Genomic DNA, 23,718 nt, shown 5'->3' on the forward strand with positions numbered 1-23,718 from the left:
GAACGCTATGGGACAATGTAAGCAGCAATAACCGATGAATATCAACCTGGGAGGCTCTTGAACATATGAAGAAAATAAAGCTTGGCGTCAGTACGCTTGAAGTTCCGGTAATCGCGGTCGGCTGCATGAGAATTAACTCCTTAAGCCGCGCGGAGGCGGAGCGGTTCGTACGGACTTCGATGGAGCAAGAGGCGAATTTTTTCGATCACGCAGATATTTATGGCAGTGGAACCTGCGAAGAGATATTCGCGGATGCCGTCGGTATGAACGCTTCGATCCGGGAGCAGATGATTCTGCAATCCAAATGCGGCATCCGCAAGGGCCAGTTTGATTTCTCGAAGGAGCATATTCTAGCCTCGGTCGACGGCATTCTGAGCAGGCTGAAAACCGACTATCTGGACATTCTTCTTCTGCATCGTCCAGATGCGCTGGTGGAGCCCGAGGAAGTGGCCGAGGCGTTCGACGCGCTGGAGAGCTCCGGAAAGGTAAGGCATTTCGGAGTTTCCAACCAAAATCCGATGCAGATACAATTGCTGAAGAAGTCGGTCAAGCAGCCGATTGTCGCCAATCAGCTTCAATTAAGCATCACGAATGCGAATATGATCTCGAACGGCATTAACGTTAATATGGAGAATGAATCGGCCATTAATCGGGATGGCAGCATATTGGATTATTGCCGATTGAACGACATTACGGTACAGCCTTGGTCGCCGTTCCAATACGGCTTCTTCGAAGGCGTGTTTCTCGGCAACGACAAGTTCCCCGAGCTGAACAAGGCGATCGACGAGATCGCGGAGAAGTATGAGGTCAGCAATACGACGATTGCCATCGCGTGGCTGCTCCGGCACCCGGCTCGCATGCAGCCGGTGACCGGTACGATGAACGTGGAACGGCTCATCGATTGCTGCCGCGCAAGCGACATTCGCCTGACCCGCGAAGAATGGTACGAGATCTATCGTGCAGCAGGCAACATTCTGCCGTGACCCTCGCTTGATGAAGCAAGGAAGTGCGCTTGTCGGGCTGCTTATGAATGCTTGAATCGCGTTAAGCTGTAGAAGCTAAGCCTTTAATGTCGTTAAAGCGAGGGAAACGGGATGTTCGGATCGCGTGGAAGTTTTACTAGGAGAACCAGCACCCCCTCAGCATCAAGTCGGGCTGCGGCAGCCGCTGCAGCGTCGACGACAAGCGACTCGCTCGTGCACGATCTGCAGCAAACCGCAGGAAACCAGGCCGTAATCGCGCATGTATCCGGTATGGGGATGGGCATAGGACTTCCGGGTATCGGAGGGCATACGAGTGAAGGTTCGGAGGATGAGGAAGAAGAACAATCTATAGCGCAGGGGGAGACGAAGGACAGCGGTGCTGCAGCTTCATCGGCTGTAACTTCGGCTTCCAGCGCAGGTCTCGGACGGAAACGGAAAACCATGGAGAAGTCGGATCAGGGTATGGATTCAGCAGTGGATGCGGCTGTTGCTACGGAATTGTCGGAGGGCGAAGAAGAGGAGGGGGAAGGGGACGAGGTAGATAGCAAGGATATAAGAAGTTTGTCAGACGATGACGATGACGAGGAAGAAGAGGAAGAAGAAGAGGAAGAAGAGGAAGTAAAGCCTGAACCAAAACGAAGACGGACGCTTTATTCGGATGGAATGCACGGAGCCAAGAAACGAGAACAGCAGCGATTGTCAAGGGAACATGGGATAAGGGTCTCGGGAAAATCACACGAATCGGAGCATGCCATCGGATATGAAGTGCTGAGCCGGGGCCTTGATGCGAAGCGAGGCAAAAGTCAGGAAGCAAGAAGGTTGGAGAATCTGGCTCCAGCTTACCAAGAAGTCAAGTCGTTGCATCGAGAGCATATCGGAACAGGTACAAGGGGCAGCCCCGATGACTCGGGTTTTACTTCCCAAAGCTATCGAGATAGCCAGAGGTCACTCATTCAAGATGGTGACATTAGCAGCGCCGTACAGCTTAACCAACTAGGCTACGCGTTTGATCCGGAAACAAAAACGGAATTGCAAACGCTAGAAGGTCAAGCCGCTACAGATTCGTATAACACGATGGTGGAAAACATGGCATCAGTAGGACATACAGATGGCTCGGATGTTAAAGCGGTTGGAGTTGATGCCCGGCAGCGAGCGGAAATGTATCTCTCACGTCAAACTATACTTTCCGGCGCATTCCCTACGGTTGACGAAGAGAACGCTGCCCGTCAAATGTTCGGCTTGCCGGATCTTTCAGATGACGACTGTGCTGACGAGCGAGACTAGGCGGACTCATGGGGGACGGCGCTTAGAGAGAGGCAAGCTAGGCTGCGTTGTATAGAGAAAGAACAGGAGCCGCAGGTCCGTCATGCTGCGGTTTTTTTGCTATGAACGGAAGTATTGCTCCTCGATTTCTGTCATATCGCCAATCGGAAGCAGCCCGAAGTCATTTTAGAATGGACATTGAGCGGCTTTTGTACAAATCTACACAATTTTGCATATTGCATCAATTATTCCGCCCATTTCTCTATTGTCCGGACTGTGTGACATTCCTTATACTGAATCAAGTAATGAGAATCATTATCAACATGGAGGGCTTCGAGAATGTACATTCAATCCGCTTACAAAAGAATGCTAGGGCTGCTGCTGCTTCTGACTGTAGCGCTGATGTCCGCTTGCGGGCAGTCCGCAAATACGAAATCCGCCGATCCGTCCGCCGCGGCTACGGCAAGCGCATCGAGCGCAGCTCCGTCCGAAACGTCAAAACCAACGGATGCTCAAGCACCGAAGGCAACCACGAAGATCGTAAGCACGATTAAAGGAGAAGTGGAGATTCCCGTCGAGCCCAAACGTATTGTCGCATTGTATTATCATCACATTTTGCTTGGACTGGACATCAAGCCGGTGGGAGCGAATTTGACCTGGTGGGGCGGAAGTCCGTTCCTGCAGCAGCTTGAGGCTGACGGAATTACGGACGTGGGCGGCCCGCCTTCTCTGGAGGCAGTCGCCAAGCTGGAGCCGGATTTGATTATTATGAACGACAACAATGCCGAAGACTACGAGCAGTTTTCCAAGATCGCTCCATCCGTGCTGATCCCCTACGATGCCAATCGCAGCGTGTACGAGGATGCGAAGCTGATCGGAGACCTTCTCGGCAAATCGGAGGCGGCTCAGCAATTGGCGGAGCGCTTTGAGGCCAAGGCCGCGGAGGCTCGCGCGAAAATTGCCGGTGTCGTCGATGAGAACGCCAAGGTGGCGATCATTCGCATCGAAGGCAAGGGCAGCGAATTTTCCGTATTCGGAGACAATTACGGAAGAGGCGGCTGGTCGATCTATCAAGGACTTAAGCTTAAAATGCCGGACAAAATTCAGAAGGAGCTCGTGGACGGAGGCAAGCAGATCGTTCAGCAATTGTCGCTGGAATTGCTGCCAGATTATGTAGCCGATGCGGACTATTTGCTCGTTTCCAACGAGGGAGAAGGGCTCGATCTCGTAGCCGGCAGCGCGATCTGGAAGACGCTGCCCGCCGTCAAGAACAACCGGGTCGTGGAATTGGACGGCAAACAGTATTTCTACTTTGATCCGATCTCCGTCGAAGCCCAGCTGATGCTAATAACCGATATGCTTCTCGCCCAAAAATAGGCTTTGATCCCTGTTAAAACCGCCATCGATGAGCTGCACCCCAACGCTTAGACACGTTCTAACCTTTGGAGGTGCGATCACGATTTGGCGGTTTTTTTCAGTGCAAACAGAGTTGTAAGCGGGGGGAGATTCCGGTAGAATAAAGAAAACGAGTTATTGATAATCATTCTCACTATTGTTGAAGAGGGGCTGTACTTACGATGTCGACCGGCATGCGCTTGCCATTCCGAAGCTGCTTGTTCTCGTTAACGGAGATCAAGCTCGAAAGCTTGCTGCCGAGTGCCCGTATGGACAAGCAGATGGCGGAAGCTTATACGTTGCTGGGCATCGAGCAGGGCACGGGAATTCTGATGCTGGACGGCAAGCGTTATCGGCTGGGCAAAGCGGCAGGCTTCCTGATTCATCCTTCCAGCGTATACGAGCTCGAAGCCGATGAGGGCGGGGAGCTGGAATGCTATCTCGCGATTTTCCGCGTGCAGCGGGTTGTCGGCGTTGAAGGGAATGACGGACATCCGGTCGAACTGTCCCCGGCGTTCCCGTTGGCGGGGAAATTAAACATTCAGCCCCTCGGACAGTGGCTTAAGCAGCTAAGAGCCCTATATGCCAATCGAGTGCAGGAGCAAGAGTTAGACGCCTTCAAGCAGCATATTCGCTTGCAGGAGCTGCTGTATTACTTGTTCAGCCGCAATGCCCAAGCGAGCAGCGACCAGCCATATGCGGCGATCAGCCGCACGCTGGACGCTCTTCATGCCGACATTACCCAGCCGATCACGGTCGAGCAGCTGGCGCGGATGGCCAATCTGGGCGTAAGACAATACACATACCTGTTTAAGGAGCTAACCGGCTTAACTCCGTCGGAATACGTAGCGAAGCTGCGAATCGATCAGGCGAAGAAGCAGCTGCTCTTCACGTCCGACAGCTTAAATGCGATCGCGCGGCAAGTCGGTTTTCACGACGTCTATTATTTTAGCCGCAGATTTAAGCAACTGGTTGGTCAATCGCCGAAGCATTATGTCGATGAGCGAAGGCGAGAGCTTCGCGTGGTCGCGCTGTATTATGGCGGCATCTTGATGTCGATGGGCGTGAAGCCGGTCGGAGCCAATCTAACGTGGTGGGGAGGGAGCGCTTATTTGAGAAAAATCGAAGCGACCGTAATGGATGTAGGAGCAGCGCCCTCCTTGGACGAGATCGCTATGCTTAAGCCCGATCTTATTCTGATGAACGATAACAATCGGGCGGATTACGACAATTTAAAGAAAATCGCCCCCTCCATCTTGATCCCCTACGATGGCAAAAGGAGCGTCTATGAGGAAGCCAGAATCATTGGCGATCTTATCGGCCATGCGCGATCTGCGGAGAGATTAAGCGCGCAGTTCGACCGTAAAGCGGCCGAGTCGAGAAAGAGAATCGCTGCTGCGGGCATAGCCAGCGAGAAGGATACGGCGGCTATCATTCGGATAGAAGAAAACGGGACGGCGTTCTCGATCTTCGGAGACAATTACGGAAGAGGCGGCTGGGCCGTCTATCGGGGCTTTCGTTTTCAAGCGCCGAACAAGGTCCGGCAGCTGATGGCCAGCGGAAGACAGGTGGAGCAGAAGATTCCGCTTCGATTGCTGGCCGACTATACCGCTGAAGCCGATCTGCTATTCGTCGTTAACGAGGGCGAAGGGGTGGATAGGGTTTCGGATCAAGAGGATTGGATGCGCATTCCCGCCGTGAAGCGGAATCGTTTATTCGAGCTGCGTCATGAGGAGATTTCTTATGTCGATCCGCTATCCTGCGAGGCGCAGCTGGAGCTGCTGACGGAGCTGCTTGTGAGCGGCTCCGCGTCCTGGGAACATCCCATTTTCTAAAAGGAAGGACCTCAAATTCCACTGTAAAGTGGAGAATGAGGTCCTTTTTCTCGAAGAAAGCAAGCCTATGATCTATCCCACCTCGGGCGGCTGAGCGATCGGCATTTCGCCGAGAACATTGTCCGAGTCGTGCGCCTCCAACTGCCTCATGTGTATTTGCAGCGTAAAATCGCCGGAAACGATCCCTTCGGACTGTAAAAGATGTCCGTCCATCGAACCAGTGAACGAGTAGCTCGCCGCGATATTATGCACGCCTCCGACAAATTCGCCGACGCTAAGCTCATGAATTTCGACCGGCAATCCACTGGCAGATACGAGACGGTCCCCCCCTGGCACAAGGCGACTCGCGCGCTTTAAATTACCGCTTGGCAGCAGGAACGGATGATCCGGCGTCACGATAAGTGTGCCGGCATCTCCATAACGAATGCAGACCATCGGTTGGTGACCTTCAGGGCCGGTTCCGTTGCTGAACTGAATTTTTGCGGTTGTCCAACTCAGGCTCGAACCAGCCGCTAATACCTGATCGCCGGTCTGGAAGCTTTCAATTGCCCTGACACCGTTCTGAATTCCGATTTTCGTCCCCCATAGATAGCACATTCCGGTTCCTCCTTCGAATTATCCAAATATCCTCGAATTACTACATCATTAAATTCGACAATAATTGTCAATTCTCCTTTGCAATCGTTCTACTCATGGGAGTTTTTTTCGTAGAAAAACTGCTTACGGGACAGCCCTTGTCTTATTTATGGATTAGCTTTCCCTCTTCTAGGAAGAGCACTCGATCGCAAAGCGGCAGCACCCGGTCATCATGCGTTACGATCACTGCGCTCTTTTGCCGATGCTTGACTTGCTTCGCGATCATATTTACGACATCGAGCCCTCGCGCCGCATCTAAGCTTGCCGTCGGTTCATCCGCGAACAGGACAGCCGGGTCATTCATCAGGGCTCTTGCGATAGCGACCCGCTGCCGCTCCCCGCCGGATAGCTTCTCTGGATATGCGCGTAGTCGATGAGACAATCCCATCTTATCGAGCAACTCTTTTGCCCGTTCGGCTGCTTTGGCCTTCTCCATCCCCGATAGCTTGGCGATCAGCATCAGTTGTTCTTCTAATTTCAAGTATGGAATTAAGTTGGCGTTCTGAAAAATAAATCCGATTTTTCGAAGTCGCAGCTCAGAAAGCTCATGCTTATCCTTGCCGATGATCGACTCTCCGTCGAGGAGGACATCCCCGCTCGTTGGGGCAAGAAGTGCGCCTGCGATAGACAGAAATGTGCTCTTGCCTGAACCGGAGGGGCCCATAATGGCGACCAGTTCGCCTTCTGCCACCTGAAGGTTTAACTTATCCAGAATCTTTCTTTCAATACCGCCATCTTGGAAAGTACGCGTAATCTCCTGCAACTCAAGTCTGCTCCTCATGCCGCTGTCCTCCCGATCGCATCCAATGCATCGATCTTGGCGACCTTCCACACTGAAAATAGAGAGCCGGCCAGAGACATTGCTACAAAGGATAAACTAGTGATTAGCAACGTGGAGAATCCTAACTGAAAGGGCATTGAACTAGGTAATACGGCCTCAAACAGTTGCACCAACAGAATGCTGATCATCAAACTGCCAACCGATAGAACCACCACCTGCATCGCCACACTGCCCGCTAAATAAGCAGTACGAGTGCCAACCGCCTTCAAAATACCAAATTGACTTGTTTTCTGAATCGTAATGACGTAAAAGAATACGGCCAGCACAAAAGCAGAGATTACAAACAAGAATGCAATCATCATCAGGAGCGAGCCTTGTTCTTCCTTGTAGCCGGGAATGGCAGACACGGCCTCGGATTTCGTAATCACTTCTGTTTGAGGCAACGCGTCCTGAAGCTCCTTGACTTTTTCCTTTGCGTTTTGCAAAGCAATTGCATTGTATCCTGTGCCGCTTACGGGCTCGGACTCTTGACGAGTTAGCGCCTGCGCTTGAAGATCGGACCAATCCTGCAGATTTAAGAAAACAGCCGGCGTATGACTGAAGGATTCGTTTTTGACAAATCCGTTAACGGTCCATTTTGTTCCTGAAGCTTGATCTACAAGGACTGTACCGATTTTTACGCCATTATCGGCCATCGTTTCATCTACGAGAACATGATCTTTTAGCTGATCCGAGAGTGCGGAGCCGCTTACGACTTTCGGCGCCAACCAACCTTCCGGACGAACGGAGAGCAAAGTAACATCAAGCTTCGCCGTTTCTCCCGATGGAATCACTGTCGCCATTTTCACGCCAAGGGGCTCGGCATTCTCATCACCAACGATTGCGGCAGCTTGTTGAAGCTCATTCTGATCAACCATGGACCGGGTAAAGCGTTGATTGGAATCTTGCTCCAAAATAAAATGAGTGGCAGCCATGTTCTTGACGGAAGCCGCGTTATCATAGGCAAGTCCTTGCGCAAGCCCCGTAACAAACAATACAAGAAAGGCAACAAGCACCATAATTGTAGAGATTAATAAATACCGAGCCTTGGCGAATCTCATTTCTCGAATGGCCAGAAACATTAGCTTCCCTCCTTTGATATGACCAAAGTATAGGAAGCGAAAGTAAACGGCAAATAAACAGCTTGTTACAGATGAGGCAACGACACAGTAAAGAGCGTTCCTTCACTGGAACTGACCGCATCGATGCGGCCGCCGTGGATTTGCACGATTTTCTTGACGATAGCAAGCCCAAGGCCTGTCCGGCCGGAGGAATGCTTACGTGCAGCGTCTACCCGATAGAACCGATCAAATATAAACGGCAGATGTTCCGGGGGGATTCCGTTTCCTGTATCCCGGACGTAAATCACATTGTGAGCGTTGGATTGCTCGGCGCGGATCTCAATGGTTCTCCCCTCAGGAATATGATTCACCGCATTGCTAAGCAGGTTCATCCATACTTGCATGAGCAATACCTCGTCCCCGTGAATTTGCATGGATTCGGGCACGGAGATCTTGAGCAATAGCTCCTTATCGTCTAGCTGCCATTGCAGCACTTGAACCGCTTGGCGAATTTGACTTCGAAGCGAGAAGGTCGCTTTGGCTAAAGCCTCATGTCCCCGATCCAGCGAAGAGAGCAGAAGAAGCTGCTTGCTTAGCAAGGAGAGATGGCGACTCTCTTCTTCGATAATGGATGAGTAGTGCTCCCGGTGCTCCTGGGAGAGATCCGGCTCGGCAAGCACTTTGGCGAAACCTTGTATCGAGGTAAGCGGAGATTGAATTTCGTGCGATACATTAGACACGAATTGTTGACGGGACTGGTCGACTCGCTCCAATTCACGACTCATAATCATGAAATGCCCGGCTAATTGCCCGACTTCATCCCGTCTATTGCTCGGCAATCTAAGATTATAGTTGCCTTGGGCAATTTGTTTGGTTGCATCGGATAGCCGCGTAATCGGTTTAACCAAATATCTCGTACTGATTAAGAAGAAGATAATACTGATTACAACAGTGAGCACACCGATCAATGCGAAGAAAATGCGTAATTCCCCAAACTGCAAAATCACGTCAGGGCGCATAAACAACGCATATTTTCGATCGCCGAGCTGAACGGGAATTCCCACGGTATTGCTTAATCGATTATCGAAAAAGCCGGATATAAACAGCTTGTTCGGGAACTGGGCGACGCCATGATACACTTGCCCGCCAAGCACCGATTTTTTGTCTTGGTCGTCTAAATCCTGCTTGCGAAATTCACTTCCATAGAATCGGTCGTCTTCTTGACCGTCCGTCAAATAAATTTCATAACCAAGCGCCGCTGCATTTTGCAGATAATCATCCATGCTGTCCGGGGCCTTCTCGACATATTGCTTCATTTGCTCTGCAATGCCGACCAGCTTCTCATCATTGAAGGGCTTTAGCTTCACATGATAATAGGTGTTCGATATTAAAAATCCCAGCACGCTGCTGGCTAAAATGACGGCTACCGTCATGATGAAGACTCTGAAGTACAAGGATCTCACTGCGTTTTCACCTCGATCTTGTAACCTATCCCTCGAACCGTCTGAATGGCGAAATCCTCCGCATAATCAGCAAAACGTTGGCGCAGCCGCTTAATATGGACAACGACAGTATGGTCATCGCCTTCGTAATCCGCTCCCCAGACAAGGCGGATCAGTTCATCGCGGGAGAACAGCCTCCCCGGATATTGCGCAAGCTGCGAGAGCAGCTCGAATTCTTTCATCGGCATTATAAACACAGTATGACCATCGGAGACCTCTCTGTTTTTCCGATCGATAACGATTCGATTCATCCGAATGAGGTCGCTGGAAGTTCGATGATAGCGACGGAACAGCGCTTTGACCCTAAAAACGAGTTCTTCAGGTTCGAAGGGTTTTGTTACGTAATCATCCGTACCGCGCAAGTAGCCTTGCGCTTTGTCCGTAAGTTGATCCAGGGCAGTGAGCATGATGATCGGGATATTGTAATTCGTTCTTATATATTCGCATAGATCGAAGCCATCCATTCCAGGCATCATAATGTCGATTACTGCCAAATCTATGGGCTCTTGTTCCATCAGCCTGACCGCTTCCAGTCCATCCTGGGCCTCGTATACCTGATATCCTTCCTTGGTCATGGCATATCGAAGCAGCTTTCTTATATTTGCATTATCGTCGGCAAGCAGCAGATGCTTCATCATGAGATCCCTCTCCGTTCATTGTGGCTACTCCAACATTAACACGCTAGCGGGAGCCTGCGCAAAAAGGGTTGGAATTGAAACCGGCTAACATGCTTCGGACTGCTTGGTGTACATGCGATTGATAATCATTATCAATTATGAGTATAATGAAAGTACCTGAAACAGACGATGAGGAATCGGGAGTGGAATGCGATGCGGTTAAGCGAACAGCTAATGATATGGAATCAGGCATCGGTCAACATTATGGATATTCGCCATGTCTACATGCGGCGCGGGGATAATCTTAACGGCTTCCGACTTCCAGCCAACGGCTTTTTCTTGACGATCGACGGCAGCGCAAGGGTGAGAATGGACGGGGTCGAGCATCGGACCGAACGCTATCATATTCTGCATGGTGTCAAAGGCTGCCGCCTGGATATGCAGCCTTTGGAGGAGGCCTTGGAATTATATGTGGTTTTCTACAACGCCGTATTGACGAAGCCGATCGAACAAGAACTGGTGGAGCTGCCGGAAAGAAGCAATCCGTTTCGAGTTCAGTATGGCATGACTCCTGCGCATCCGAAGTCGCTGGTGAGCAAGCTTCAGCTTATGCAACGGGAATGGGAGGGACAGGGGGAGCTGGTGGAGTTTCATGTGAAGGCACAGTTTTACCAATTTGCCTATGAGCTGCTTTGGGAGAGTCACAGCAACGGCATTTCGACCGCGAAAACGGATCTCGTTCGCCGGGTGAAACGGTATTTGGCGGAGCATTGCGCCGAGAGCGTGACGATGGAGCAATTGTCGGCCTTATTCGATTGCAGCCCGCGGCATTTGACCAGATTGTACAAGCAGGCTACGGGAAGAAGCCCGATTGATTACCTGATCGGCATGCGGATGGACAAGGCCAAACAACTGCTGCTGACAACGGATGCCACGTTGCAGGAAATCGCCGATAGCATCGGCTATCCGGACAGCTACTACTTCGCCAAAATGTTCAAAAGAAACGCAGGGCTTGCTCCGATCCGATACCGAACCGCCAATGCCAAACGAGAGTCACGTTCTGATCTGCCATCGGCTGCGGCTCGATCGGTCATTGCGACTCGAAATCCTCAACTCTATATGGATAACGAGAATCTATATCCGAATAGAGAAGAGGGAGTTGCAACGATATACATGAATCAAACATCGTCCTTTGCCTTGCTGCGCTGACTGGCACCGGCCGAACGGCTGCTTTAATACACGTCACGCGCGTAGCGCTTGGTCCGGGCCATCTCTTTCACATACGCCTCCGCGGCTTCATCTCTCATTCCACCATGATCCCGAATAACGGCTACGAGCGCGGTCTCGACTTCCTTCGCCATGCGGCTCGCGTCGCCGCACACGAAGAAGTGCGCTTGCTCCTGCAGCCAAGACCACAGCTCCGCTCCGTGCTCCAGCATGCGGTGCTGGACATAGATTTTCTCGGGCTGATCGCGGGAGAAGGCGGTGTCCAGACGAGAGAGCAAGCCGCTTCGCTGCATTTCCTCCAGCTCCTCTTGAAAATAGAAATCGAATTCAGCGCGCTGTTCTCCGAAAATAAGCCAGTTTTTTCCCTTGGCCCCAACAACTTGCCGTTCCTGCAGGAAGCCTCGGAACGGCCCGACTCCGGTTCCGGGGCCGACCATGATCATTGGCAAGTCGGGATTGGCGGGAGGTCGGAAATGATTCGCTTTCTGAACGAAGATCGGAACTTCGGTATCGCTCTGAATCCGGTCCGCGAGGAAGGCGGAGCATATGCCGTTTCGGGTTTTGCCGTCCTGAGAGTAACGCACGGTGGAAACCGTGATATGCACCTCGTCCGGAGTCGCTTTCGAGCTGGATGAGATCGAATACAAGCGCGGTTGAAGAGGCTTAAGCGCTCCGACAAAGTCTTCCGCGTTCGTCTCGATCGGAAATTGCTGCAGCAGGTCGACGAGCTGGCGTCCGTGCAGCCAGCCTTTTAATTCGGCGCGATTCTCGGGCTTAAGCAGACGTTCCAGTTGCTCGCTGCGCGAGCGTTCATGGACGAACGTCAGCATCAGGGGCGCGATTCGCCCGATCTCGCAATGGTGAAGCAGCGCCTCCGACAGCGGGATCGTCTGCCCTTTCCATTGAACCGGCGCAGAGGGGGACATCCGGGTTGCCGTGACGATTTCACCGACCACCGTCGGACAGTTGGTTGGCAGGATGCCCAGCGCATCCCCAACCTCATAGCGCATCCCTGAGTCGCGAAGATCAAATGCATAATGGCGCGTGTCCTTCTCGGAGCCGTTCTTGCTCAGCTGTCGACGGACCAGCAATCTTGTGCGCAACGGGTTGTTCCGATCATACGTGCGAGCAACCGTCTTCTGAGTGGCATCGTGGGCAGCGGGCTTGAGCGCCTCCTCGACGCTTTGCAGCCAAGACTGCCTGGCAGACTCCTGCACATCGGTATCGCAGTCTAGCCGAGCGGCAAGCCGCTTGGCTCCGAGCTGCTCCAGACGCGCATCGAGACTGCGGCCAAAGCCGCAAAAAAGGTCGTAGCTGGAATCGCCGAAAGCCAGAATCGCATAGCGAAGCCCGGATAAGGACGGAGCTTGATCGGCCTGCAGCGCCTTCCAGAAGGTTTCTCCATTGTCCGGCGGATCACCGGCTCCGAAGGTGCTGGTTACGAATAGAACGTTGGATTCGGAAGGCAAATCCGCGAGGACATAAGCATCCATCGCTGTCAGAAGCACCTCGTACCCAACGGCTTTCAGCTTAGCCGCGCACGCGATGGCCGCCGTCTCGGCGTTTCCGGTCTGGGAAGCCCATATCACGGCGACACGAGGGCGGGGCGCAGCATTCTCGTCCGCGCTTTGCGCGGGCAGGTTTATCTCGACTGGCGGAATGGGCAAGGAGGTCTCGGGAAAATAAGTGCGAGAAAACATGCCGGCCAGCATGCCGTCGAGCCAATAGCGCTTGGAGGCGTCCATAGGCGCTGATGGCGGGAGGACGGGGATGCCCGAAGCCATTCTGGAGTCGTCGGTCCGCAGGCTTTTCATGAACCCGGCGATATACAGCTTCTCGTGTCCTTCCAGCTTAAGTTCCGAAAGGGAATCAATGCCGAGCAGGCTGGCGAGCGTATCCACTTTGGCCATAAAGATTTCCTCCTTGTCGCCTGATAAGGATTGAGATAAGACGTTTCCTTCGCTCGGGGCAGAAGGGGGAACGGGGCTCTCGCTTGCAGAGCGAGAGAGCGCAACGGCGCAAAATTTGAATTCAGGCTGATAAGAAACCGGGTCCAGGGCATCGTTCGTCACGGCGTTGATGGCAAGGTTCTCCCCAAACACGTCATTCCAGTGGATCGGAGCGAAGCAATTGCCGGGGAGAACTTTATCGGTCACGGAGGCCGGAAGAACGGCGCGGCCGCGTCGGGAAGCGAGGGTGACCGGTTGTTTGTCCGCTATGCCGAGCGCCGCTGCGTCCTCCGGATGAATCTCGACAAACGGACCCGGATTAAGCTTGTTCAGGGTTGGAATCTTGCCGGTCTTCGTCATCGTGTGCCATTGGTGCTGCAAGCGCCCGGTGTTGAGTACGAAAGGAAAGTCGTCGTCCGGCATCTCGGCGGGCGGCATGAAGGGGCGGGCGAGGAAGTTGGCCTTGCCGCTGGCGGTCGGAAATACGAGGCGCGGCCGAGTGCCGTCAGGGCGTTCCATCAAATTCTGACTTATGCCGTTGTTTAAATAGCGGATCGGGTTGCGGTCGTGGCTCGTCTCCGGCGCGCACGGCCATTGCAGCGGCGATTGGCGAAGCCGTTCGTAGGAAGCGCCGCGCAGATCGTACCCGGTCTTCGGGTTCCAAGCCTGCTGGATTTCGCGATACACATCGTCGGCGGTATCGTAAGCGAAGGCGCTGGAGTAGCCCATTTCACAAGCGATTCGAGCGATGATTCGCCAGTCCGGCAAGGCTTCTCCGGGCGGTTCGACCGCCTTCTGCATAAGTGTAAGGTTGCGCTCGGAATTGATCATGACGCCCTCGGCTTCCGACCACAGGGCGCCCGGAAGCAGCATGTCGGCAAAGCGATTCGTCTCGGTGTCGAAGAAGGCATCCTGAGCGACGACCCACTCGGCGGCTTCCAGACCTGCGATCACATTGCTTCGATTGGGAACGCTGGCAATCGGATTTGTACAAATGATCCAGCAGGCTTTAATCTCTCCGGCACGCATTTTCTCGAACATGGAGACGGTTCCCGTGCCCGATTCCGCCCGTAGGGTATTGGGAGGGAGGTCCCACAAGCTTTCCGCGAACTGACGTTCGTCCTCGATCAGGACGGAGCGCTGCCCGGGCAAACCCGGTCCCATGTAGCCCATTTCCCGTCCGCCCATCGCATTCGGCTGGCCCGTGAGAGAGAAGGGGCCGCTTCCCGGCCTGCAGATTTTGCCTGTGGCCAGATGGAGATTGCAGATCGCATTGGTATGCCAAGTGCCGTGCGTGCTTTGGTTCAGTCCCATCGTCCAGCAGCTGATCCACTCGGCGGCCTCGCCGATCCATTGCGCCGCTTGACGGATAGCGGCTTCCGGGATTCCGGTCAGCTCGGCTACTTTGTCCGGCGGGTAATCCTCCAGGAATTCCGGCATTCCCTCCCAGCCTGAGGTGAATTGCTCGATGAAGGCCGTATCCGTATGGCCGTTCTTGACGATCAGATGGAGCAGACCGTTAAGCAGAGCAAGATCGGTTCCGGGACGGATTTGCAAAAAGAGCGTCGCCTTGTCGGCGGTCGCATTGCGCCGCGGGTCGACGACGATGAGCTTCGCGCCCGCTTTGACCCGATCCATGACCCGCAGGAACAGAATCGGATGGCAGTCGGCCATATTGGCTCCGATGACAAAGAACAGATCGGCCTGATCCATATCCTGATAGGAGCCCGGAGGACCGTCCGCGCCAAGCGACAGCTTGTAGCCGCTCCCGGCGCTGGCCATGCACAAGCGCGAGTTGGATTCGATATGATTCGTCCGAACGAAGCCCTTGGCAAGCTTGTTAATCAGATACTGCGATTCCAGAGACATCTGCCCGGATACATAGAAAGCAAGCGAATCCGGACCATGACGGTCGAGGATGCCGCGAAGCTTCGCCGCCGTGAAACGGATGGCTTCGTCAATTCCGACCCGCGAAGGAGCGGCTCCCCTATCTGCCCGCCGATAGGCGTGCTCCAGACGGCCGGATTCGCGAATCGCTTGCGCGCTGGTGCTGCCTTTGGTGCACAGACGGCCATAGTTGGCGGGGTGCTTTTTATCGCCGGCGACTTTGACGACGCGATTGTCCGACACTTCCAGAACGATGCCGCAGCCGACGCCGCAATAAGGACAAACGCTTCTTACCTTCGTCGTTGACATCGTGGTTCACCTGTTTCGGTTTTCGATATGTTATAATATATATCGTCATACGAAGTAAGTCAATTATATATGTAATATAATATTACATAAAAGGTAGATAATCGGGCCTAATAAGTCCTTTGTGTAATGCAACATTACATTTAAACGCGTGATTATGAATTTTATCATTGAAATTGACGATAGCTTGACCTAAACTTGGAAAACAGATGGCAGCAAGGAGAGAGGAGAGAGCCGATGGAGAAAGAGCGTCTGCCTAAGCAGGTCTACGAGCAGCTGGCGCTGTTCCGGTATCGCATTCGCAAGTTTATCCGTTTCAGCGAGGAGGCAGCCCGGAGCAAAGGGATCACGCCACAGCACCATCAGCTGATGCTGTCGATTATGGGATTTCCCGACAGGGACTTCGCTACGCCGACTGAGCTGGCGGAACGCCTTCAGGTGACCCCTCATTCTTGCGTGGAGCTGATCAAGCGCTGTGAGGAGCTGGGATTAGTGAGGCGCTTTCCTAACCCCCAGGATGGGCGCAGCACATACATCGGGCTGACCGAATCCGCGATGAAGGCGCTGGAGGAGCTGTCGGAAATTCACCGGGACGAGCTGAAGCGAGCGGGGTTGCTTGACTTCGAGGCGGCGGATCGGCATTCATGAATTCACGTAGAGGCAGGAGGAACGGCATGCGTATTCAATGTCTGCAGCATGTACAATTCGAAACACCGGGAGCTATCGAGAAATGGGCGTCGGACAACGGGCATGTCTGTTCGACGGTTCGGCTGTTTGCAGGGCAAGAGCTTCCGTCCGTCGAAGCTTGGGACTGGCTGGTCATTCTTGGCGGGCCGATGAGCGTCCATGACGAGTCGGAGCATCCTTGGCTGATCGAGGAGAAGAGATATATTCGGGAAGCGCTCGATATCGGGAAGACCGTGATCGGAATATGTCTTGGGGCACAGCTTATCGCCGACGTGTCGGGAGCCCGGGTGTACCCGAATGAGCAGAAGGAAATCGGATGGTTTCCGGTACAGTGGACGCCGATCGGACAGACGCTGCTTCCGTTCGGGTCATTTCCGGCTGCGCCTGTCGTATTTCACTGGCACGGCGAAACCTTCGAGCTTCCCGAGGGGGCCGCGCTGCTCGCCTCCAGCGAGGCTTGCAGGAATCAAGCGTTCGTATTGAACGGTACGGTATTCGGCTTTCAATTTCATTTGGAGATGATGGAGAACAATGTTCGCGCGATCGTGAGCAATTGCGGACAGGAAATCATTGAAGCTCCTTATATCCAGCAAGCGGATGAAATGCTTGGCGCGTCGGAAACGATGGCCGAGTCGAATGCGCTTCTTGTTCGCTTTCTAGACGGCCTAGTACGCATGAACCACTCCTAGATTTTCCGCCTGAATAGCCGGTCGTCTCATTCCTTGAGGCGGCCGGCTTATTTATTGCGAGCAGACGATCCACGAGCGGTCGGAGGGGAGGGTTGTTCTCGTGTTGGATAAAAGCAACAAATTTATATGAACAACACTCTTTTACCCGCTTCCTACTCTTACGGTTGGCGCCAACACTGTTTCTCTAGACCCACACGATATCCGTTCTGTATGATGTTGAAGACCGGATAAGAGGGGGAGCAGCGTGGAAGCATACAATGAGATTAAGCAGGGCGAGAAAGGGGCATGGGTCAGCATCCTGGCTTACATCGTCCTATCCGCCGTCAAGCTGACGATCGGAAGGCTGTCGGGCTCGGAGGCGCTGATGGCCGACGGGTTGAACAATTCCACCGACATCGTTGCATCGATAGCGGTGCTTGTCGGGTTGAGAATTTCGCGCAAGCCGCCGGATCGCAATCATCGGTATGGCCATTTTCGGGCGGAAACGGTAGCTGCGCTGATCGCTTCGTTCATTATGATCGCGGTAGGCTTCCAAGTGTTATACGAAGCGGTTTCGAAGTTTTGGGAGCCGGAGATCCAATCCCCGGACATGATCTCCGCATGGACGGCCATTCTGTGCGCCATCGCGATGTTATTCGTCTATCGCTACAATTATCGGCTTGCGAGAAAAATCAACAGCCATGCTCTGATGGCGGCGGCGCAGGACAACCGTTCGGATGCATTGGTGAGCATCGGGGCGTTCGTCGGGATTGTCGGTTCCCAGTTCGGCTTGGCCTGGCTCGATCCGCTTACGGCGGTTGTCGTCGGAGTGATCATATGCAGAACGGCCTGGCACATTTTCAAAGACGCTTCCCATGCGTTGACCGACGGCTTCGACGAGAAGGAGCTGGCCGAAATCCGCCGCACGATACTGGATTGCAAAGGCGTAAAACGAGTGACGGATATTAAGGCCCGCGTTCACGGGAATCGGATTCTTGTCGATGCGGTTATTCAAGTCAGCCATCATCTGAACGTCGTTGAAAGCCATGCAATCACCGAACGGATCGAAGAGCGGATGAGAACCGAGCGAAACATCTCGCACGTACATATTCACATCGAGCCGTACGAGGCAAGTTCCGACCCCTTGATATCGCAAAGCGGAAGCTAGACGGTCCGGCACATAAAATCCCGATTGATGGTTTACAAAATCTCCCTCATTCGTTATTTTAATAGAAGCGTCGATTCAGGAGGGAAGCAGGATGAGTGAGCAAGACGGGCAGCTGGGTATGGATTCGAATTCGGGATGGCAATGGTTGAACGAGCCGAAGCAATGGGAGAGAAGCGGAAGCGATTCCTTAACCGTACGGACCTCGGGGATGACCGATTTTTTCCGGGACCCCTCGGGAGAGACGAACAAAGCAAGCGCGCCATTTCTCTTCCGAAAGATTCGGGGAGACTTCGATTACGTAACGAGAGTGGCCGTCGAGATGAAGCGCCAATACGACTCGGGATGTCTGATGGTGATGGCGGACGAAGCTCATTGGGCCAAGGTATGCTATGAGTATTTCGAGAACAAGCCTTCCATCTTGAGCGTCGTTACTCGAGGTCATTCGGATGACTGCGTTTCGGGAGAAGCGGGCTCGGACAATCCCTATTTGCGAATCGTCAAGGCGGGGAATTGCTTTGCATTCTATTATTCGTTGGATGGCGAGAGATGGAAGCTGGTACGCTATTTCGGCTTGGCCTGCGGCGAGGAGATCAAGGTTGGTTTTGTCGCGCAATCTCCGATCGGTGAAGGCTGCAAGGTGACCTTCGATCGTTTCTCGCTGAGCAAGTGGACATCGGGCGACGTTCGCAACGTAAATCCGTCTTGAGGAACAAGCGAATATGGACTTAAGGGACAGCGCTCAACTTGGACAAGTCGAAGTTAGCGCTGTTTTATTGCTCTGGGAATGAAAGGGGTTGACAATGGGAATAATTCATTTATATTAAAGACATAAAGAGTCCTTAATATCTATATAAGAAAAGGAGATCCCATATGATCTACGATTGCGCTATTATCGGGGGAGGCCCCGCCGGGCTGAATGCAGCTCTAGTACTGGGGCGTGCAAGGAGGAGCGTGGCATTGCTCGACAGCAATCGACCCCGCAATGCGGTAACCCATGCCTCGCACGGCTTTATTACAAGAGATGGCGTCACGCCCGCCGAGTTTCGCAGAATCGCCACTGAAGAGGTGCAGCGGTATCCGTCCGTCGATTACCGCCAGACGGAGATTGTAGCGGTGAACCGAAGCGAAGCCGGATTCGAGCTGCTTGATTCGGATAATCTTCGCATTCAGGCGCGCAGGCTGATTCTGGCGACGGGAGTCAAGGAAATCTTCCCTGAGATCGAAGGCTTTCACTCGTTCTACGGCAAGAGCCTGTTCAACTGTCCTTACTGCGACGGCTGGGAGCTGCGGGATCAGCCGCTTGTCGTCATATCGGAAACGCCGGCGGTCTATCATATGATCAAAGCGCTCTACAATTGGAGCAAGGATCTGGTGATTTGCACGAACGGAAAGCAGACGTTATCGGAGGAGCAGAAGACGCATCTGAAGTCCAAGGGGATCACCGTTGAGGAGCGGCCGATTGCCGCTCTCGTCGGACAGAATGGCCAGTTGGAATACGTTCGACTGGCGGACGGCACCGAAATCCCCAGAACGGGCGGCTTTGCGACGCCAACCCTCGTGCAGAGCGTCGCGTTCTCGGACGAGCTGGGATGCGAAAGGCTGGAGATCGGGGGAATCAAGACGGATGAATGGGGCAGAACGTCGGTACCCGGATTGTATTCGGCCGGAGATGCCTCGTATGTTATGCCCTCCCAGCTCATCTACGCCGCAGCGGACGGCAGCCGGGCGGCTGTCGGGGTCAACATGGACCTGACCGAGGAGCAATTCGCATAGCTTTCTCGGCTTGTCTCTTTCCCGGTACGCGGTTTCGTTCCGGCAACGACAAAGCCGCTTATGCCGTATCGATGGGATTGGGGATGCGATCCTTCACCTTGTCCCAGTAGATCGTTCCGTCGGTGCCGATGACGGCATAGTTGACATTATCCAGCGAGAGGCTTTGCTTTTTGACTTGGGCAAGGAGCCATTCCTCCGAGAGATGATTTTGCTCCAGGTTGTTGTCGATGATTTTACCGTCCATAATCAGTTCAATGGGGAAGATTTGCTTTGAAGGAACCTTCAACTGCAAGTCTTTTCTTGTTGCGGTCATGCTTTCGGGCGTTCTCATGACCGTCAGATGTCCATTCAATTCAAGTACGGCGTATTGAACCTCTCGAATGTTGAAAATATCTTTTTCCCGCAGCTCCTGGTTTAAGGTGTCCAACGAAATCTTGAGCTTGCGCAAGTTGTTCTCCAGAATTTTGCCTTCCTGGATGAGCAAGGTCGGTTTTCCTGAAAACCAGTTGCGGAACCTGCGATTTTTCAAGGACAAAGCCATCAGGAGATAAGCGATGCCGGTATACGTAATCGCGGAAGCGATAAGGTTCCATAAGGAGATCTTATCATTAAAGGCGATGTTGGCTGTGATTGCGCCCAAGGTGATCGAAGCGACAAAGTCGTGATAAGTCATTTGGGCAATCGTGGATTTCCCTAGCAGGCGCGCAATCAGCATCATGAGGGTAAATGCGAAAATGGATCTGATGACGGTTTCCCATACGGGCATTGGACGACCTCGACTTTTTTAGTTACAGCACTTTCCCAATGCCGGCCTTTTCATACCTCGCTGTGAGCAGATTCGCGCACACTGCGCTGCTTTCCCGGCAAGCTAGCGTCATTTCAAATAGGCCTAAAGCCCGCTTTCGGCGGGCTTTAGGCGTTGGAGTGCCGTATCGTCAAGTCAAGCAGCGAAGGCGGAAGGGAACTGCTGAATGATGCCCTTCGTCATGACATCCGCCATATCGAGCGCCTGCGCTTCAATAGGATCGCCCAGGGCCACATTTTCCGTGTAGTTCCCGGCCAGACGGGTCGCGACCTCCTGGGTCAGAAGACGCAGATGCTCATAGAGCATGTTTTTCCAATCCTGCTCGGACCAGTACGGATTGATTCGGCCCAGCAGCTTGGCGATGTCATCGGCATTGGCGTACCAGCGCTTCTGGGCATCCTCCGCCGCCTTGGCGTCGGACGCTTGCAGCGCTTTGACCACCTCAACCGCTATCGTGAGATGGGCGGTCAACAGCCGGGCAAACTCGCTGGCGATATCCGGGCCGTAGAAGGGCTTCAGCGCCGCCGCGAAATCGGAGGGGTTCCGAAGCAGCCGGGCGGTTGTCGCTTGTTCGTCCGCAAGACGATCGACGATGCTATTGACGGTCAGTCGTGTCCAATAAACGTGCTGAACCCATAAAGTTCTGAGCGCGCGATTCAAATCCACCATCGGCGAAGTCCAGGCATGGAGATACGCCTGTCTATAAGGCGCATAATAATAATCATGATAGCCATACATCCTGCTAGAGCCACCAGCCTTCCGTGTTTTCTCCCAGTATATAGGCCGATTCGCCGATTGGTGCTTAATCGGACGGGAACCCGGCAACTGCGAAAGATTCACAAAGTCATCATCTGCAACTCGTCTATCCGGTCGATCCGATTGATATAATGGGACAAATGGAATCCCCCGGAAATGAGGAATCGATAATGAGATCAATGAAATCAATGAAGTGGATGGGCATCATGATAGTTGTTCTGTCCATAATAGCAGCCCCGACCAGCGCTTTGGCGCATACCGGTCTTAAGGCCTCGACGCCTGCCGGCAATCAAGTCGCGGATACAGAGGTCGAAGAGATCGTCATGAGCTTCAACACGGGCATTGAAGCCAAGAGCAGCTTTAAGGTGACGGATGCCCAAGGGAACGAGCATGAATTGAGCAGCAACACGGTGAAAGGCTCCACGATGTCCGGCACGCTGGAGAAGCCGCTGACAGACGGGGAATATACGGTGGATTGGAAGATCATCGGGGAAGACGGCCATCCGATTAAAGGCAGCTTCGGCTTTCGCGTGGCCGTTCCCGTCGTCGAATCGCCGGCGCCATCCGCTTCCGAATCTTCGGCTCCTGCGCCTTCGGAGGCTTCAGAGCCTGCGCCGAGCGCTTCCGGTAGCTCCAGCCCGACCGCTGCGCCGTCGGAACAGGCGGATGCCGAAGCGGCGCCCTCTGAAGGCGCCTCGTTGGAGGCCAAATCCACAGCCTCGAATCTTCTTCTGTATGCGGCAGGGGCCGTCTTTATCTTGATTCTGATTCTGTACTTGCGCAGGAAGAAGCAGTAGCGGTTATCGCCCTTCCTTGTCCAATAACTGTCCGTGGAGGCTGTATTCTATGACGTGGCGGAATAAATTCGCAGGTGAAAAATCGATGAAGTTATGGCTGGGCGGCGCCTTCCTTCTGGTTGTCTTAAGCTTAGTACTTGCTTCGATCCTCAATCCGAGCAGCAAGGCGATCAGCTTCGAGCCTTTCAATTGGCATCAAATGGGAAGCAAAGCTCACATGTCCTTCCGAATCAAGCCCGAGGCCAACGCGCAGAGCTTTCGCCTGGATGTCTGGCTGCCCACAGGGATAGGAGAGCCTGTTCAGGTGTCGGTTCAACTGCGGGAGCAGAAGGATCAGGCGGCTCCCGTCGAGCTGCCCATGACCTTCGTAAGCGGCGGCCCCGATCCTTACGGATTCGAAGGCTTTGACAAATACACCTATTCTGCAAAAGAGCTTGTATTCACGGAGTATGGGGAGTGGAAGCTTAATCTTGCCATTACGGATGCCGGAAAAGAGGTTCATCAATACGAAAAAGAAATTTCCCTATCCAAATGACGTCCCTACCGCCTAGGAGAGACATCTCCTAGAAAATCCCTCAAGCCCTCTTCAAGAGCCCGCGGCCTCCAGTCGAGGCGTTCGATCGCTTTCAGATTGGAGCCGAAGCATGCATCGGGCTCTCCAGCTCGCGTAATGCGCTCTCCGAATCTCAGCAGGGAAGGGTCCGCTTTCAGCTCTTGAACGATTCGCAGAAGCAGCTCCTTGACAGGGGTGGCCTCACCGCTGCATAGATTGTAAATTTCGTAGAGAGCATCCCGCCTCAAATCCTCGATACAGGCCAAATATCCCCTCACGAGGTCCTCGACATGAATGAAGTCTCTCTTCTGCATACAATGGGAAAGCCCGATCGGTTGCCCTCGAAGCAAGGAGGCAACGGTATCGTTGATCAATTTGCCTGCGGAGTCCCATTCGCCGTAAGGAATGAAAACCCTGGCGATTCGGGTCTTCATGCCGTATAGAGAAGCAAGCTGGCGGGAACGAATCGTTGCGGTCAGCTTGGACAAGCCGTACGGCGTGGAGGGCCAGCAACTATCGTCTTCCCTGCACGCTTGCGCGGTGTCTCCGTATTCCATGCACGAGCCTGTGGCTATGAATCCTCGGCAGCCGATTTCTTGCAATCGGGCATAGATTCGCTCAAGCGGAGCTACATTCACTTGATAACCAAGCGTCAGATCGTAACGGGAAGAGGCGTAGTCCGTCGCATACCCGGCGTGATGGACCCAGACGTTCGGGCGCTCCGCCAAGATGAAGCGATCGATCTGCGCCGGATCGGTCAGGTCCAAGGGCGCAAGCCGGACTCCGCAGCGGACGGCCTGATCAAGCCGCTCCGAGCGAAGCCGGTCATAGTATTCCGGTTTTCTTCCGCAAGTACCTATCACTCTTCTGTAAAGCTTGGTCAGAGAACAGGCGAGGTGCATGCCGATAAAGCTGCTGACACCGGTAACGACGATGGTTTCATCGGCTTGCGCGGCTGAGCGCATGGGAGAAGCTCCTCTCGCGGGAGAATGAACCCGGTTCCTTCGTACGGGACTGTGCGTCAGAGCAG

Annotated in this window: 21 protein-coding genes; 12 read left to right on the forward strand and 9 right to left on the reverse strand. The window is 53.5% G+C overall.

Annotated features, from left to right (window positions below):
• Positions 1-65 precede the first annotated feature (65 nt).
• From ACFO1S_RS13750 to ACFO1S_RS13765, 4 genes are all read left to right on the forward strand, one after another.
• Positions 66-983, forward strand: coding sequence for an aldo/keto reductase (locus tag ACFO1S_RS13750; protein WP_204605975.1), 918 nt, complete (start codon positions 66-68; stop codon positions 981-983).
• Between the two features lie 213 nt (positions 984-1,196).
• Entirely contained in the window at positions 1,197-2,267 is a 1,071-nt protein-coding gene (locus ACFO1S_RS13755; protein ID WP_204605976.1) for a hypothetical protein, read from the forward strand.
• Between the two features lie 318 nt (positions 2,268-2,585).
• The gene (locus ACFO1S_RS13760; RefSeq protein WP_204605977.1) at positions 2,586-3,623 is read left to right on the forward strand and encodes an ABC transporter substrate-binding protein; all 1,038 of its coding nucleotides are present in this window, start codon (positions 2,586-2,588) and stop codon (positions 3,621-3,623) included.
• Positions 3,624-3,823: 200 nt separating this feature from the next.
• The gene (locus ACFO1S_RS13765) at positions 3,824-5,476 is read left to right on the forward strand and encodes a helix-turn-helix domain-containing protein (RefSeq protein ID WP_204605978.1); all 1,653 of its coding nucleotides are present in this window, start codon (positions 3,824-3,826) and stop codon (positions 5,474-5,476) included.
• 72 nt (positions 5,477-5,548) lie between these two features.
• Here ACFO1S_RS13765 and ACFO1S_RS13770 read toward each other — a convergent pair whose 3' ends face one another.
• The 5 genes from ACFO1S_RS13770 to ACFO1S_RS13790 form a co-directional block, all read right to left on the reverse strand.
• Positions 5,549-6,073 (reverse strand): Hint domain-containing protein, encoded by a 525-nt coding sequence (locus ACFO1S_RS13770; protein ID WP_204605979.1) that lies wholly within the window; start codon positions 6,071-6,073, stop codon positions 5,549-5,551.
• Between the two features lie 142 nt (positions 6,074-6,215).
• The gene (locus ACFO1S_RS13775) at positions 6,216-6,893 is read right to left on the reverse strand and encodes an ABC transporter ATP-binding protein (protein WP_204605980.1); all 678 of its coding nucleotides are present in this window, start codon (positions 6,891-6,893) and stop codon (positions 6,216-6,218) included.
• Entirely contained in the window at positions 6,890-8,014 is a 1,125-nt protein-coding gene (locus tag ACFO1S_RS13780; RefSeq protein WP_204605981.1) for an ABC transporter permease, read from the reverse strand. Before ACFO1S_RS13780 ends, ACFO1S_RS13775 begins: the two co-directional genes overlap by 4 nt.
• A gap of 65 nt (positions 8,015-8,079) precedes the next feature.
• Entirely contained in the window at positions 8,080-9,456 is a 1,377-nt protein-coding gene (locus ACFO1S_RS13785) for a sensor histidine kinase (RefSeq protein WP_204605982.1), read from the reverse strand.
• A complete protein-coding gene (locus tag ACFO1S_RS13790; protein WP_204606003.1) occupies positions 9,453-10,130 on the reverse strand; it encodes a response regulator transcription factor in 678 nt (225 codons plus the stop codon). Before ACFO1S_RS13790 ends, ACFO1S_RS13785 begins: the two co-directional genes overlap by 4 nt.
• Before the next feature lie 195 nt (positions 10,131-10,325).
• Between ACFO1S_RS13790 and ACFO1S_RS13795 the strand changes: the two genes are divergently transcribed.
• Positions 10,326-11,321 carry an AraC family transcriptional regulator gene (locus ACFO1S_RS13795; protein ID WP_378126960.1) on the forward strand — a complete coding sequence of 332 codons (996 nt, stop codon included), beginning with the start codon at positions 10,326-10,328 and terminating at the stop codon, positions 11,319-11,321.
• Between the two features lie 23 nt (positions 11,322-11,344).
• Here ACFO1S_RS13795 and ACFO1S_RS13800 read toward each other — a convergent pair whose 3' ends face one another.
• Positions 11,345-15,484, reverse strand: a complete 4,140-nt coding sequence (locus ACFO1S_RS13800; RefSeq protein WP_204605984.1) for a sulfite reductase subunit alpha — start codon at positions 15,482-15,484, stop codon at positions 11,345-11,347.
• Between the two features lie 234 nt (positions 15,485-15,718).
• Here ACFO1S_RS13800 and ACFO1S_RS13805 point away from each other — a divergent pair, with 234 nt between their 5' ends.
• The 5 genes from ACFO1S_RS13805 (at position 15,719) to ACFO1S_RS13825 (ending at position 19,777) form a co-directional block, all read left to right on the forward strand.
• Entirely contained in the window at positions 15,719-16,129 is a 411-nt protein-coding gene (locus ACFO1S_RS13805; RefSeq protein ID WP_204605985.1) for a MarR family winged helix-turn-helix transcriptional regulator, read from the forward strand.
• Positions 16,130-16,155: 26 nt separating this feature from the next.
• Complete coding sequence (locus ACFO1S_RS13810) at positions 16,156-16,857, forward strand: type 1 glutamine amidotransferase (protein ID WP_204605986.1); 702 nt, start codon at positions 16,156-16,158, stop codon at positions 16,855-16,857.
• 244 nt (positions 16,858-17,101) lie between these two features.
• Complete coding sequence (locus ACFO1S_RS13815; protein ID WP_204605987.1) at positions 17,102-18,004, forward strand: cation diffusion facilitator family transporter; 903 nt, start codon at positions 17,102-17,104, stop codon at positions 18,002-18,004.
• Between the two features lie 91 nt (positions 18,005-18,095).
• Positions 18,096-18,710 carry a DUF1349 domain-containing protein gene (locus ACFO1S_RS13820; protein WP_204605988.1) on the forward strand — a complete coding sequence of 205 codons (615 nt, stop codon included), beginning with the start codon at positions 18,096-18,098 and terminating at the stop codon, positions 18,708-18,710.
• Between the two features lie 164 nt (positions 18,711-18,874).
• Positions 18,875-19,777, forward strand: a complete 903-nt coding sequence (locus ACFO1S_RS13825; protein WP_204605989.1) for an NAD(P)/FAD-dependent oxidoreductase — start codon at positions 18,875-18,877, stop codon at positions 19,775-19,777.
• A gap of 58 nt (positions 19,778-19,835) precedes the next feature.
• Here ACFO1S_RS13825 and ACFO1S_RS13830 read toward each other — a convergent pair whose 3' ends face one another.
• Entirely contained in the window at positions 19,836-20,543 is a 708-nt protein-coding gene (locus ACFO1S_RS13830; protein ID WP_204605990.1) for a DUF421 domain-containing protein, read from the reverse strand.
• A gap of 174 nt (positions 20,544-20,717) precedes the next feature.
• Positions 20,718-21,320, reverse strand: a complete 603-nt coding sequence (locus ACFO1S_RS13835; protein ID WP_204605991.1) for an acetylglutamate kinase — start codon at positions 21,318-21,320, stop codon at positions 20,718-20,720.
• A gap of 188 nt (positions 21,321-21,508) precedes the next feature.
• On the opposite strand from ACFO1S_RS13835, the gene ACFO1S_RS13840 reads away from it, so the two are divergent.
• Both ACFO1S_RS13840 and ACFO1S_RS13845 read left to right on the forward strand, forming a co-directional pair.
• A complete protein-coding gene (locus ACFO1S_RS13840; protein ID WP_378126963.1) occupies positions 21,509-22,135 on the forward strand; it encodes a copper resistance CopC family protein in 627 nt (208 codons plus the stop codon).
• Positions 22,136-22,220: 85 nt separating this feature from the next.
• Positions 22,221-22,670: a hypothetical protein gene (locus tag ACFO1S_RS13845; protein WP_204605993.1), complete on the forward strand. Its 450-nt coding sequence runs from the start codon at positions 22,221-22,223 to the stop codon at positions 22,668-22,670.
• Between the two features lie 5 nt (positions 22,671-22,675).
• On the opposite strand, the gene ACFO1S_RS13850 is transcribed toward ACFO1S_RS13845, so the two are convergent.
• The gene (locus ACFO1S_RS13850) at positions 22,676-23,653 is read right to left on the reverse strand and encodes an NAD-dependent epimerase/dehydratase family protein (protein ID WP_204605994.1); all 978 of its coding nucleotides are present in this window, start codon (positions 23,651-23,653) and stop codon (positions 22,676-22,678) included.
• Positions 23,654-23,718: the final 65 nt, after the last annotated feature.

It is taken from the genome of Cohnella boryungensis (assembly GCF_042651945.1).
In the GTDB taxonomy this organism is placed as follows: Bacteria; Bacillota; Bacilli; order Paenibacillales; family Paenibacillaceae; genus Cohnella; species Cohnella boryungensis.